Source organism: Aeromonas sp. sif2433 (genome assembly GCF_019218705.1).
GTDB classification, from domain to species: domain Bacteria; phylum Pseudomonadota; class Gammaproteobacteria; order Enterobacterales; family Aeromonadaceae; genus Aeromonas; species Aeromonas encheleia.
This window is the reverse complement of sequence record NZ_JAHUXD010000009.1, coordinates 1-12,934: the sequence shown is the minus strand read 5'-3', so window position 1 is coordinate 12,934 and position 12,934 is coordinate 1. Positions and strand designations below refer to the sequence as shown.

12 protein-coding genes and 1 rRNA gene are annotated in these 12,934 nt (G+C 62.2%); 9 read left to right on the top strand and 4 right to left on the bottom strand.

The genetic code is table 11. The features are described 5' to 3' along the window. Nucleotides 1–72: 72 nt before the first annotated feature. On the bottom strand, nt 73–747 hold the full coding sequence (gene radC, locus KW825_RS14500; RefSeq protein WP_042654460.1) for a DNA repair protein RadC: 675 nt from the start codon (nt 745–747) through the stop codon (nt 73–75). Between the two features lie 147 nt (nt 748–894). Here radC and coaBC point away from each other — a divergent pair, with 147 nt between their 5' ends. From coaBC to KW825_RS14480, 5 genes are all read left to right on the top strand, one after another. Further along, nucleotides 895–2,097 (top strand): bifunctional phosphopantothenoylcysteine decarboxylase/phosphopantothenate--cysteine ligase CoaBC, encoded by a 1,203-nt coding sequence (coaBC, locus tag KW825_RS14495; RefSeq protein ID WP_218329606.1) that lies wholly within the window; start codon nt 895–897, stop codon nt 2,095–2,097. A 98-nt stretch (nt 2,098–2,195) separates the two neighbouring features. Next, nucleotides 2,196–2,654, top strand: coding sequence for a dUTP diphosphatase (gene dut, locus KW825_RS14490; protein ID WP_218329605.1), 459 nt, complete (start codon nt 2,196–2,198; stop codon nt 2,652–2,654). A gap of 69 nt (nt 2,655–2,723) precedes the next feature. Continuing rightward, entirely contained in the window at nt 2,724–3,320 is a 597-nt protein-coding gene (gene slmA, locus KW825_RS14485; protein WP_042654462.1) for a nucleoid occlusion factor SlmA, read from the top strand. Next, on the top strand, nt 3,235–3,429 hold the full coding sequence (locus KW825_RS20750) for a hypothetical protein (RefSeq protein ID WP_371315814.1): 195 nt from the start codon (nt 3,235–3,237) through the stop codon (nt 3,427–3,429). Before slmA ends, KW825_RS20750 begins: the two co-directional genes overlap by 86 nt. Before the next feature lie 181 nt (nt 3,430–3,610). Beyond that, nucleotides 3,611–4,447, top strand: coding sequence for a mechanosensitive ion channel domain-containing protein (locus tag KW825_RS14480; RefSeq protein ID WP_218329604.1), 837 nt, complete (start codon nt 3,611–3,613; stop codon nt 4,445–4,447). Nucleotides 4,448–4,581: 134 nt separating this feature from the next. On the opposite strand, the gene KW825_RS14475 is transcribed toward KW825_RS14480, so the two are convergent. Further along, nucleotides 4,582–4,770 carry a hypothetical protein gene (locus tag KW825_RS14475; protein ID WP_042654464.1) on the bottom strand — a complete coding sequence of 63 codons (189 nt, stop codon included), beginning with the start codon at nt 4,768–4,770 and terminating at the stop codon, nt 4,582–4,584. Between the two features lie 408 nt (nt 4,771–5,178). On the opposite strand from KW825_RS14475, the gene pgi reads away from it, so the two are divergent. Then, nucleotides 5,179–6,828 carry a glucose-6-phosphate isomerase gene (pgi, locus tag KW825_RS14470; protein WP_218329603.1) on the top strand — a complete coding sequence of 550 codons (1,650 nt, stop codon included), beginning with the start codon at nt 5,179–5,181 and terminating at the stop codon, nt 6,826–6,828. A gap of 235 nt (nt 6,829–7,063) precedes the next feature. Here the strand turns inward: pgi and ilvC are convergent, their stop codons facing one another. After that, nucleotides 7,064–8,545: a ketol-acid reductoisomerase gene (gene ilvC / locus KW825_RS14465; protein WP_218329602.1), complete on the bottom strand. Its 1,482-nt coding sequence runs from the start codon at nt 8,543–8,545 to the stop codon at nt 7,064–7,066. Between the two features lie 230 nt (nt 8,546–8,775). Between ilvC and ilvY the strand changes: the two genes are divergently transcribed. From ilvY to KW825_RS14450, 3 genes are all read left to right on the top strand, one after another. Further along, nucleotides 8,776–9,666: an HTH-type transcriptional activator IlvY gene (ilvY, locus tag KW825_RS14460; RefSeq protein WP_218329601.1), complete on the top strand. Its 891-nt coding sequence runs from the start codon at nt 8,776–8,778 to the stop codon at nt 9,664–9,666. 130 nt (nt 9,667–9,796) lie between these two features. Continuing rightward, a complete protein-coding gene (locus tag KW825_RS14455; RefSeq protein ID WP_218292106.1) occupies nt 9,797–9,988 on the top strand; it encodes a hypothetical protein in 192 nt (63 codons plus the stop codon). 91 nt (nt 9,989–10,079) lie between these two features. Next, nucleotides 10,080–12,653: a bifunctional acetate--CoA ligase family protein/GNAT family N-acetyltransferase gene (locus KW825_RS14450; protein WP_218329600.1), complete on the top strand. Its 2,574-nt coding sequence runs from the start codon at nt 10,080–10,082 to the stop codon at nt 12,651–12,653. Nucleotides 12,654–12,815: 162 nt separating this feature from the next. On the opposite strand, the gene rrf is transcribed toward KW825_RS14450, so the two are convergent. Beyond that, nucleotides 12,816–12,930 (bottom strand): 5S ribosomal RNA (gene rrf / locus KW825_RS14445). Nucleotides 12,931–12,934: the final 4 nt, after the last annotated feature.

The window sequence follows — 12,934 nt, the reverse complement described above, 5'->3', positions numbered from 1 at the left end:
GGGGCAAACAGAAGGCGGCATTTTATACAGCATCCGTGATCAAAGATCAACTAATACAGTGCCAGAGCCCAGTTACAACCAACCACGCTCTGCGAAAGAAACCGTGATGCCATCACCGATCACCAAGTGATCCAGCACTCTGATATCGATCAGGGCCAAGGCGGCCAAGATCCGATCCGTGAGTTGGCGGTCGGCCCTACTGGGCTCGGCTACGCCGGACGGGTGATTATGCGCCAGAATCACGGCGGCTGCATTATGTTTGAGCGCGATCTGCACGATTTCTCTGGGCCAGACGCTCGCCGAATCGAGGGTGCCGTAGAAAAGTTCAACGAATTGAATGACTCTATGCTGGTTGTCCAGCAGCAACAGGGCGAACACCTCCCGCGGTCTATCCCGCAGCTGGGCCTGCAGATAATCCCGGGTCAGCTGGGGCGAGGTGAGCGCATCTCCCCGTTGCAACTGCTCGGCCAGATGGCGCTTGCCCATCTCCAGCACCGCCTGCAGTTGGGCGTACTTGGCCGGCCCCAGCCCGTGGGCGCTGCAGAAGCTCTGCTGCTCGGCGCCGAGCAGCGCCCGCAGCGAGCCAAACTGCTGCAACAGCTGGCGGGAGAGGTCCACCGCGCTCAGTCCGTTGACCCCGGTGCGCAGGAAGATGGCCAGCAATTCGGCATCGGACAGTACCCCGGCCCCCCGCCGCAACAGCTTCTCTCTCGGACGTTCCTCCTCCGGCCACTCCTTGATGCTCATTTGTCTCTCCCTCATCCCTATTGAGAGAAACCATAGCAAAAAATCACGGGAGCCCGACCACAACTCCCCCATGTCAGCCTCTGTCGTCGCCCGTCGCCTGTGGTATCTTAGCCGACCAGTCAGAGTGAGCCGGAAGAGATGCAGCAGATGAGATTGGCCGATAAACGCATCCTGTTGGGTGTCAGTGGCGGGATCGCCGCCTACAAGAGTGCCGAACTGGTACGCCGCCTGAAAGATCAGGGGGCCGAGGTGCGCGTGGTGATGACCCGCTCCGCCAAGGAGTTCATCACCCCGCTGACCCTGCAGGCGGTCTCCGGCCACCCGGTCGCCGACAGTCTGCTGGATCCCGCCGCCGAGGCGGGCATGGGCCACATCGAGCTGGCCAAGTGGGCCGATCTGGTGCTGATCGCCCCCGCCAGCGCCAACCTGATGGCACGCATGGCCGCCGGCATGGCGGACGAGCTGCTGACCACCCTCTGCCTGGCGACGCCGGCACCGGTGGCGCTGGCCCCGGCCATGAACCAGCAGATGTATCGCAACGCCGCCACTCAGGCCAACCTCGATACCCTGGCCAGCCGTGGCATCCTGCTGTGGGGGCCGGACTCCGGCAGCCAGGCCTGCGGTGATGTCGGTCCAGGCCGGATGCTGGATCCCCTCGAGCTGGTCGAACGCTGCTGCCAGCGGCTCGCCACCGAGCCGTTGCTGGCGGGCGTCAAACTGCTGCTCACCGCAGGGCCGACCCGCGAGGCGCTGGATCCGGTGCGCTACATCAGCAACCACAGCTCCGGCAAGATGGGCTATGCCATCGCCCGCGCCGCCCGTGAGGCGGGCGCCGAGGTGACGCTGGTGAGCGGCCCGGTCACCCTGGCCACCCCTCAGGGGGTGGAACGGGTCGAGGTGGAGAGCGCCGAGCAGATGCATCAGGCGGTGATGAGCCGGGTTGGCGAGTGCGACCTCTTCATCGGCTGCGCCGCCGTGGCGGACTATCGCCCGGAGCGGGTCGCCGACCAGAAGATCAAGAAGACCGGTGACAACGACCAGATGCTGCTGACCCTGGTCAAGAATCCCGACATCATCGCCGCCGTGGGGGCGCTGCCGAACAAGCCCTTCACCGTCGGATTTGCCGCCGAAACCGTGGATGTGGAACAATACGCCCTCGATAAACTGCAGCGAAAACGGCTGGATATGATCGCCGCCAACGACGTGTCCCGCGCAGGTCAAGGCTTCAATGCCGATGACAACGCCCTGACCGTCTTCTGGCAAGGGGGTCAAGCCGCCCTGCCCCTGGCCGATAAGCTGACGCTGGCTCGTCATCTTGTCACCCTGATTGCACGCCACTATCGACCCTGAGCCCCGGCCCATTCCAACTGACGAAAGATTCATGACGGCGCAGATTGCATTGAAAATTCTGGGCGTCCACACAAGCACTCATTGAAAACGAACGATTCATGAACACACAAGTTGAACTGAAAATCCTGGATGCCCGCATCGGCACCGAATTCCCGCTGCCTGCCTACGCCACACCGGGTTCTGCCGGCATGGATCTGCGCGCCCTGCTGGATGCGCCGCTGACCCTGGCGCCGGGGGACACCAGCCTGGTGCCGACCGGCCTCGCCATTCACATCCAGGATCCGGGCCTGTGCGCCACCATACTGCCCCGCTCCGGTCTCGGCCATAAGCACGGCATAGTGCTCGGCAACCTGGTCGGCCTCATCGATTCCGACTACCAGGGCCAGCTGATGGTCTCGGTCTGGAATCGCGGCAACGACAGCTTCACCATGCAGCCCGGCGAGCGCATCGCCCAGCTGGTGATCCTGCCGGTGGTGCAGGCCAGCTTCCAGCTGGTCGACGAATTCAATCAGAGTGAACGGGGTGAAGGCGGGTTTGGTTCTTCTGGTCGCCAATAACAGACCACACCTGTCCTCGTGACCGGTGCCTAATAACGGAATCAAGCCATTGTTTTTTTAGGGGAATCCATGGCAAGCAGTAACCAGAAACAGAGTCGGCGCGATCAGATCCTGCAGGCACTCGCCCATATGCTGGAAAGCAGCCCGGGCCAGCGCATCACCACGGCCCGTCTGGCGGCCGAGGTGGGTGTGTCCGAGGCCGCCCTCTATCGACATTTTCCCAGCAAGGCGCGGATGTTCGAGGGGCTGATCGACTTTATCGAGGATTCCCTGCTGTCACGGGTCAACCTGATCATGGCCGAGGAGAAGGACACCATGGCCCGCTGCCACCACATCTTGCAGCTGCTGCTGGTGTTCGCCGAGCGCAATCCCGGCATCACCCGCATCCTCAACGGCGATGCCCTGCTGGGCGAGCACGATCGGCTGCGAGATCGCATCAGCACCCTGTTCGACAAGCTGGAGACCCAGCTCAAACAGGCGCTGCGCGAGAAGCGGCTGCGGGAAGGCCAGGGTTTCCAGCTCGACGAGACCATGCTGGCCAACCTGCTGCTAGCCTATGCCGAGGGGCGGATCAGCCAGTTTGTCCGCTCCGAGTTCAAACTCAAACCCACCGCCGGGTTTGAAGACCAGTGGCAATTCATGCGCAGCCAGCTGCTGCAGAGCTGAGCCAAAGGGGCGGATCAGCCAGTTTGTCCGCTCCGAGTTCAAACTCAAACCCACCGCCGGGTTTGAGGCTCAGTGGCAATTCATGCGCAGCCAGCTACTGCAAAGCTGAGCCACATTGGATTGAACAAAGAGGGAGGCCTTATTGGATTGAACAAAGAGGGAGGCCTTGGCCTCCCTTGTTTTTTGTGGCAGCTTTCTATGGCACAAAATAAGCACCAGATGCGACCCAGGTTGTCGCGTCCCGGTGTTAGATTCATGCGCCATAAACCTTTATACCAACAGGATATCCTATGGAACCCGAGATCATCACAGAAGCACAGACCTGGTTGACCAATAACCAGGGACTGATCATCGAGTATGCGGTCAACATCGCCGCCGCTCTGCTCACCCTGCTGATCGGTTACATCGCCGCCAACATCCTCAGCGGTGGTGTGGTCAAGGTGATGCAGACCCGCAAACTGGATGCCACCGTCACCCACTTCGTCGGTAGCATCCTCAAGTACACCATCCTGGTGTTCGTGGTGATCGCCGCCCTCGGCCGGGTCGGGGTACAGACCGCCTCCTTCGTCGCCATCATAGGTGCCGCCGGCCTGGCCATCGGTCTGGCGCTGCAAGGCTCCCTCTCCAACTTTGCCGCCGGTTTCCTGCTGATCATCTTCCGCCCCATCAAGGCGGGCGAGTTCATCGAAGTGGCCGGCACTGCGGGTGTGGTGCAGTCGGTGCAACTGTTCACCACCACCCTCACCTCCGGCGACAACAAGATGGTGGTGGTGCCGAACTCCGCCATCCTCAACGGCACCATAGTCAACTACTCCCGCATGGATACCCGTCGGGTCGACATGACCTTCGGCATCGGCTACGGCTCTGACCTGCGCAAGGCCAAGCAGATCCTGGAGCAACTGGTCAACGAGGAGCCGCGCATCCTGAAGGATCCGGAAGCCGTCATCGCCGTCGCCGCCCTGGCCGACTCCGCGGTCAACATAGTGGTGCGCCCCTGGGTCAAGACCGCCGACTACTGGGGTGTCTGGTTCGACTTCCACGAGAAGGTGAAGCTGGCCTTCGATGCCGAAGGCGTCGAGATCCCCTTCCCGCAGATGGTCATGCACATGCAAAAGTCCCAGGCCTGAATCCAGACCTGATGACGACAATGCCAGCCTCCGGGCTGGCATTGTCGTTTCCGGGTCCCGGGCTGGGCCATAAAAAATCCGGCCACCGGGGTCGGAGATAAGGCTATCGCCCGCGACCTCGGGCCCGCAAGCCCTCACACCAGCCGGCGGGCGACCCGGTTGAGCAGCGGCTGCACCAGCACATAGCCTCCCAACACGGCGGCCATCACGGCCAGCACCCGCATCTCCAGGGTCGGGGCGGCGCTGGTCAGCACCAGGGTCAGCAGGCCGATGAGGCCGGTGGCGATCAGGCTAAGGGCAAACAGGGATAAAGCGCGTTTCATGTTGATCTCCTCGTTCCAACAACATTGGCCATCCCTGGGAGACTCGTCCATCTGGCTCAGATGATAACCAGCCGTTGGCGGGGCAAAGTTGCGTTTGCTCATAAAATCACCGGAAAGATGCCTATCCATGCCTGCTTTGAGCCGGAGGCAAGGCCGATCTGCCCGCACCCTGAGCTGAAAGCCCTTTCAGCCGGACGAGGCCGGGGAAGCATGCGCAAGCGCAAGATCTGATGGCCCCTGCTGACTCATAATCGCAGCGTTTTGGATGTAAACTCCTTCGATGACAGACAATTGGTAAAGCTCTGTTACACGGGCCACACGCAGGGCTCGGTATAATGTTCGAATAATAAGGTTTGGCGGGAGCCTTGCCTGCAAGGTTCAAACACAACTTGGAATCTCAGGAATCCTATGAAAAACATCAATCCAACCCAGACCAAGGCCTGGCAGGCCCTGGAAACCCACTTCGCGGCTCACAAAAAGACCAAGCTCAAGGAGCTGTTCGCACAGGATCCCCAGCGTTTCGACAAGTTCTCCCTCACCTTCGGCGGTGACATCCTGGTCGACTACTCCAAGAACCTGATCACCGAAGAGACCCTCAAGCTGCTGGTGGATCTGGCCAAAGAGACCGACCTGCGCAGCGCCATCGACGCCATGTTCAACGGCGACAAGATCAACATGACCGAGGGGCGCTCCGTGCTGCACGTGGCCCTGCGCAACCGATCCGATCGCCCGATCGAGTGCGATGGCAAGGACGTGATGCCGGAAGTGAACGCCGTGCTGGCCAAGATGAAGGGCTTCTGCGAGAAGGTAATCGACGGCGAGTGGAAGGGTTATACCGGCAAGGCCATCCAGCACGTGGTCAACATCGGCATCGGTGGCTCTGACCTCGGCCCCGTGATGATCACCGAGGCGCTGCGCCCGTACAAAAACCACCTGCAGATGCACTTCGTCTCCAACGTCGATGGCACCCACATCGCCGAGACCCTGAAGAAGATCGATCCGGAAACCACCCTGTTCCTTGTGGCCTCCAAGACCTTCACCACCCAGGAGACCATGACCAACGCCCTGACCGCCCGCGACTGGTTCATCAAGATCGCCGGTGACAAGGCCCACGTCGCCAAACACTTCGCCGCGCTCTCCACCAACGGCAAGGCCGTGGCCGAGTTCGGCATCGACACCGCGAACATGTTCGAGTTCTGGGACTGGGTCGGCGGTCGCTACTCCTCCTGGTCTGCCATCGGCATGCCCATCGCCCTCTCCGTCGGTTTCGAGAATTTCGAGGCCCTGCTGCAAGGCGCCTTCGAGATGGACATGCACTTCGCCACCGCCTCCTATGAGCAGAACGTACCTGTGCTGCTGGCGCTGATCGGCCTCTGGTACAACAACTTTTATGGTGCCGAGTCCGAGGCCATACTGCCGTACGATCAGTACATGCACCGCTTCCCTGCCTACTTCCAGCAGGGCAACATGGAGTCCAACGGCAAACAGGTGGATCGCAACGGCAAGCCGGTGGACTACCAGACCGGCCCCATCATCTGGGGTGAGCCGGGCACCAACGGCCAGCACGCCTTCTATCAGCTGATCCACCAGGGCACCAAGCTGATCCCCTGTGACTTCCTGGCGCCGGCCATCAGCCACAACCCCATCGGCGACCACCATCCGAAACTGCTGGCGAACTTCTTCGCCCAGACCGAGGCGCTGGCCTTCGGCAAGAGCAAGGAACAGGTCGAGGCCGAGTTCCTGGCCGCCGGCAAGACGCTGGAGCAGGTCAAGGATCTGGTACCATTCAAGGTGTTCGAAGGCAACCGCCCGACCAACAGCATCCTGTTCAAGAGCCTGACTCCGAAGACGCTGGGTGCCCTGATCGCCATGTACGAGCACAAGATCTTCGTGCAGGGCGCCATCCTGAACATCTTCAGCTTCGATCAGTGGGGCGTGGAGCTGGGCAAACAGCTGGCCAACAAGATCCTGCCGGAGCTCAACACCGCCGAGGCTGTCAGCAGCCACGACTGCTCCACCAACGGCCTGATCAACACCTGGAAAGCCTGGAAAGCCTGATTTCCGGTGCTTGCCTGAATAAAAAAGCCCCGCTCGATGAGCGGGGCTTTTTTGTGGCCGATAACCGGCTTGTTTGCATACTCCGGGAACCTGGCCAGGTGTCTAAGCCAGCCAGCAAGCGGGGATCGTCACCCCCGCCCCGATGAAGCTTAGCCACCGACGGCGATGCGCTTCATGTCTTTCATCTATAACAACGCAGGGTCTGACAAGGGCATGCTTGCTGACCGCCGCCTCATTAGCCGCCGACCGCGATACGTTTCATGTCCTTCATGTAGCCACGCAGGGTCTGGCCGATCTGCTCGATGGGGTGGCTGCGGGTCGCCTCGTTGGCGGCCAGCAGGGACTGGTTGTCGATCCCCTTGCTCTCGGCGCGGGAGCTGCCCAGATCGCCGGCCTGCAGGGTCGGCATGAAGTGCTCGCGCAGCAAGGGCACGGCGGCGTTGGCGAACAGGTAGTTGCCGTATTCGGCGGTATCCGAGATCACCACGTTCATCTCATACAGACGCTTGCGAGCGACCGTGTTGGCGATGAGCGGCAGCTCGTGCAGGGATTCGTAGTAGGCGGACTCTTCATAGATGCCGGAGGCTACCATGGTCTCGAACGCCAGCTCCACCCCCGCCTTGACCATGGCCACCATGACCACGCCGTTGTCGAAGTACTCCTGCTCGGCGATCTTGCCCGCATAAGCCGGGGCATTCTCGAAGGCGGACTTGCCGGTCTCTTCGCGCCAGCCGAACAGCTTGGCGTCATCCTCGGCCCAGTCGGCCATCATGCCGCGGGAGAACTCACCGGCGATGATGTCATCCATGTGCTTCTCGAACAGCGGACGCATCAGGGTGCGCAGCTGCTCGGACAGCTCGAAGGCACGCAGTTTGGCCGGGTTGGAGAGGCGGTCCATCATCAGGCTGATGCCGCCCTGCTTCAGGGCCTCGGTGATGGTCTCCCAACCGAACTGGATCAGCTTGCCGGCGTAGGCCGGATCCGTCCCCTCGGCGACCAGCTTGTCGTAGCACAGCAGGGAACCGGCCTGCAGCATGCCGCACAAGATGGTCTGCTCGCCCATCAGGTCGGATTTCACTTCCGCCACGAAGGAGGATTCCAGTACCCCGGCGCGATCGCCGCCGGTGGCGGAAGCCCAGGCCTTGGCGATGGCCATGCCCTCACCCTGGGGATCGTTCTCCGGGTGTACCGCGAGCAGGGTCGGCACGCCGAAGCCACGTTTGTACTCTTCACGCACCTCGGTACCCGGGCACTTGGGCGCCACCATCACGACCGTGATGTCGGCGCGGATCTGTTGACCCTCTTCCACCACGTTGAAGCCGTGGGAGTAACCCAGGGCCGCGCCCTGCTTCATCAGCGGCATCACTGTTTTCACCACGTCGGCGTGCTGCTTGTCCGGAGTCAGGTTCAGTACCAGATCCGCGCTCGGGATCAGCTCTTCATAGGTGCCGACCACGAAGCCGTTGTCGGTCGCCTTCTGCCAGGAGGCACGTTTCTCGGTGATGGCAGCCTTGCGCAGGGCGTAGGAGATGTCCAGCCCGGAGTCGCGCATGTTCAGGCCCTGGTTCAGACCCTGGGCGCCACAACCCACAATCACCACCTTCTTGCCCTTGAGCGCCGCACAACCGTCAGCGAACTCTTCGCGCTGCATGAAACGACACTTGCCCAGCTGGGCCAACTGCTGACGCAGGTTCAGGGTGTTGAAATAATTAGCCATGGTGATTGCTCCGTTCGATTGATTCCATGCCGGATGGCGGCGTTGTCTGAACCACTATAGCGCGGGACACTTATTGCCTGAACTGATATATTCGAAACAGTACGTTGCAGAAATTGAAAGATGATTCTGCGCAATCTCAGGCGGGATCTCCCCCAGTTCGGCAAGAGCGCCGGAGGGGTTGTTGCCTGAGCTGAACAATTCGGCACCCGATGCCGTTGCAGGAATGAAAGATGGACCTTCGCAATCTCGAGCTGTTTCTCCACCTCGCCGACTCCCTTCACTTCGGCAAGAGCGCCGATGCCATGGCGGTCAGCCCCTCCACCCTGAGCCGCGCCATCCAGCGGCTGGAGCAGGAAACCGGCTGCGTGCTGTTCGAACGGGACAACCGCAGCGTGCGGCTCACCTCCGCCGGCGAGAAGCTGCGGGAGTTCGGCGGCAGCCTGCTGCAGGAGTGGCGCCGGCTCAAGCAGGAGCTCAAGCGCAGCGACGAACCGCTGCAGGGTCGACTGCGGGTGTTCTGCTCGGTCACCGCCAGCTATTTTCTGCTGCCCGAGGTGCTGGAACGCTTCCGCCGCCGCTATCCCCAGCTCGAGATCAAGCTCGAGACCGGCGACCCGGCGCTGGCGGTGGACAAGATCCTGGCCGACGAGGCCGATCTCGCCATCGCAGCGAGACCGGATGCACTCTCCGCCAAGCTGGAGTTTGCCAGCCTGCAGCAGGTGCCGCTGGTGTTTATCGCGCCGCGCAATGCCCCCCAACCCAACCAATGGTTCCTGCAAGGCGAGCCGGACTGGGAGCGGCTGCCGCTGATCCTCTCCGAGCAGGGACTGGCTCGCAAACGCTGTGACCAGTGGTTTCGCAACAAGGGCATAGCCCCCAACATCTACGCCGAGGTCGCCGGCAACGAGGGCATAGTCGCCATGGTGGCGCTCGGCTTCGGGGTGGGTCTGGTGCCTGCCGCCGTGATCGATCACAGTCCCATGGGGGACAAGGTGCGCATCGTCGAGCCCAAGCCGGCGCTCAAGCCGTTCGATGTGGGCATCGCCGTGCTCAAGAAGCGGCTGGAAGAGCCGCTGATCCGCGCCTTCTGGGACACGGCTCGCGGCCACACCCTGCGCTGAGGAAGGAGCTCAGGCCCGGTAAGCGCAGACGGGATGGCGCTCCTATCAGGTGTCAGATGTGTCAGTAGGAAAGCGCCCGCTAAGAGCGGAGACTTGCCCGACGAGCACATCAGCCACAGAGGAGCACGCCGTGAGCCAGCATCTTGTCGAGATCAAGGGGTCCATCCTGTTTGAAGAGTATCTGCAGAGCCTTGGCGTCCGCCGTTGCCCGCTCGATCGGGAGCAGGAGATCTATCTGCAGGATCGGCACCTGGCCACCATCAGGCGCATTCAGGGGGAACTGCGGTTCTACCTGCGCGCCAACGCCCTGGTCCGGTCATGATCCGCAATCGGTCACAGAACATACCCTGAAAGCGTATTAGACTGGCACCATCCGTCACCCTCGCCTCCGGGGGTCGCCATGAGGAGTGCCCATGAAACCAAGCGGCCTGGATCGGCTCTTTAAACCCCAATCGATTGCCGTCATCGGCGCCTCGACCGACCCGCAGAAGGCGGGTCATGTGGTGATCAGGCACCTGCTCGCGGGTCAGTTCAAGGGCCCCATACTGCCGGTCAGCCCCCACAGCCAGGCCATCGCCGGCGTGCTCGCCTATCCCGATATCGCCAGCCTGCCGCTGGCCCCCGATCTCGCCATCGTCTGCACCCGGCGCGAGCGGGTACTGCCACTCATCGAGGAGCTCGGCAAGAAGGGCACAGGCGCCGCCATCATACTGGCCGCCCAGTTCTCCGCCGAGGATCGCCATCAGTTGCAGAGGTTGTGCCGCCAATACGGCATCCGCCTGCTCGGCCCCAACAGCATGGGTATGCTCTTGCCTGGGCAGGGCATCAACGCCAGCTTCTCCCCCATCGCCGCCACCCCAGGGCAGGTGGCCTTCCTCTCCCAGTCGGCGGCGGTCAGCACCACCATTCTCGACTGGGCCAAGCAGCGGGAGATCGGCTTCTCGGCCTTCGTCTCCCTCGGGGATCATTGCGACATCGACTTCGGTCAGCTGCTGGATCAGCTCTCCCGCGACGGCTCGACCCGCGCCATCCTGATCTACATGGACAAGCTGCACGACGCCCGCCATTTCCTCTCGGCCGCCCGCGCCGCCTCGCGCAACAAGCCGATCCTGGTGCTCAAGAGCGGTCGCCACGATCCGGCCAACGGGCTCGACAACGTTTACGACGCGGCCATCCGCCGGGCCGGCATGCTGCGGGTACGGGATACCCATGAGCTGTTTGCCACCGTCGAGACCCTCAGCCACTCCTTGACCCTCAAGGGGGAGCGGCTCGCCATCCTCTCCAACGGCCGTGGGCTGGCCAACATGGCCGCCGATGTGCTGCTGGAGCGCGGTGGCAAGCTGGCCATGCCGCCGCAAGACATCGGCAGCGATGCCGATGTCGATGCCTACCGACAGGCGCTGGATGCCTTGCTGCAGGGGGACGGTACCGACGCCATCCTGCTGATCCATGCCCCCTCCCTCACCGCGCGGGGCGCCGCCTTGGCCGGCAACCTGATCGACTTTATCAAGCAGCATCCCAGAGCCAGGCGTTTCAACATCCTGACCAATTGGGCCGGGGAATACTCGGCGCAAGCCGGCCGCCGCCTGTTCAATGAGGCGGGCATTCCCACCTATCGCACCCCGGAGAGTGCCGTCACCGCCTTCATGCACATGGTGGAATATCGCCGCAACCAGAAGCAGTTGATGGAAACCCCCGCCTCCCTGCAAGCTGGCCAACTCAATGTCGAACGCTGCCAGCAGCTGATCCGGCAGGCGCTGGATCGCAAGCAGCGGGTGCTCGATACCCACCTGGTTCACCCCATCATGCAGGCCGCCGGGCTCTCCACCCTGCCAACCTGGATCGTCTCGGACGCCATCGAGGCAGCGCTGACCGCAGAGCAGATCGGTTATCCGGTGGCCGTGAAGCTACGCTCGCCGGATATCGCCCATAAATCCGAGGTCCACGGTGTCATGCTGAATCTGCGCACCTCGGCCGAGGTGGCCCAGGCGGCGGATGCCATCCTGGATCGGGTCCGTCAGCACGATCCGGGGGCACGCATCGAAGGCCTGCTGGTGCAGCGCATGGCAAAACGCAGCGGCGGGCTCGAGCTGCGCATCCGTCTGCAGCAGGATCCCGTCTTCGGCCCCGTCATCCTGCTCGGTGAATCCGGCGCCGCACCACACGAGATGGTCGCCGCCCTGCCGCCGCTCAACCAGGCTCTGGCCCGCTACCAGATCATCGGCGCCCTCAAGCAGGGCAAGATCCGCGAGCAAGCCAGTCCGGCGCGGCTCGATATCGATGCCCTCGGCCGGGTGCTGTGCCAGCTGTCGGAGCTGCTGCTGGCCTTCCCCGAGATTCAGGAACTTGATCTGCATCCACTGCAGGCCTGCGCCGACGAGATGGTGATCCTGGACGCCAGGCTCGTCCTGCTGGCGGAGGGCCAGCAGGCACTCCCCCTGGCCATTCGCCCCTATCCCACCGAGCTGGAGGAGGGGGCCTGGCTCAAGGATCAGAGCCATGTCCTGCTGCGCCCGATCCGGCCGGAGGACGAGCCTGCCCACAAGCAGTTCGTGCTCAAGGTCTCCGATGAAGACAGGTACAAGCGTTTCTTCGCTGATGTGGGGGAACTGAGCCATGAAGAGCTGGCCCGCATGACCCAGATCGACTACGACCGGGAGATGGCCTTCGTCGCCGTGGGACAGGATGGCGCCTTCAACCAGCAGATCCTGGGGGTGGTGCGTGCCATCTCCAACCCGGACCTGTCCGATGCGGAATTTGCCATCCTGATCCGCTCGGACCTGAAGGGGCTGGGGCTGGGCAAGCTGATGATGGAGAAGATAGTGCGCTACGCCAGAGAGCGGGGCATCGACCAGCTCTCCGGCATGACCATGCCCAGCAATCGCGGCATGATCAACCTGGCCAAGCGACTGGGTTTTCAGATCGACATCCAGCTGGAAGATGGGGTGGTCAATATGGCGCTGCCCTGTACAGATAAAGGCAGATAAAGGCAGATAAAGGCAGATAAAGGCAGATAAAGGCAGATAAAGGCAGATAAAGGCAGATAAAGGCAGGAAACAGTATATGGATTGGCCGCGCATCACGTGAAAACGGTCAATTTCAGGCAATAAAAAAGCCCGCTCGTGAGAGCGGGCTTCTTCGAATTGGGTGCCTGGCAGTGTCCTACTCTCGCATGGCGAATGCCACACTACCATCGGCGCTACCGCGTTTCACTTCTGAGTTCGGCATGGGATCAGGTGGTTCCACGGCGCTATGGCCGCCAGGCAAA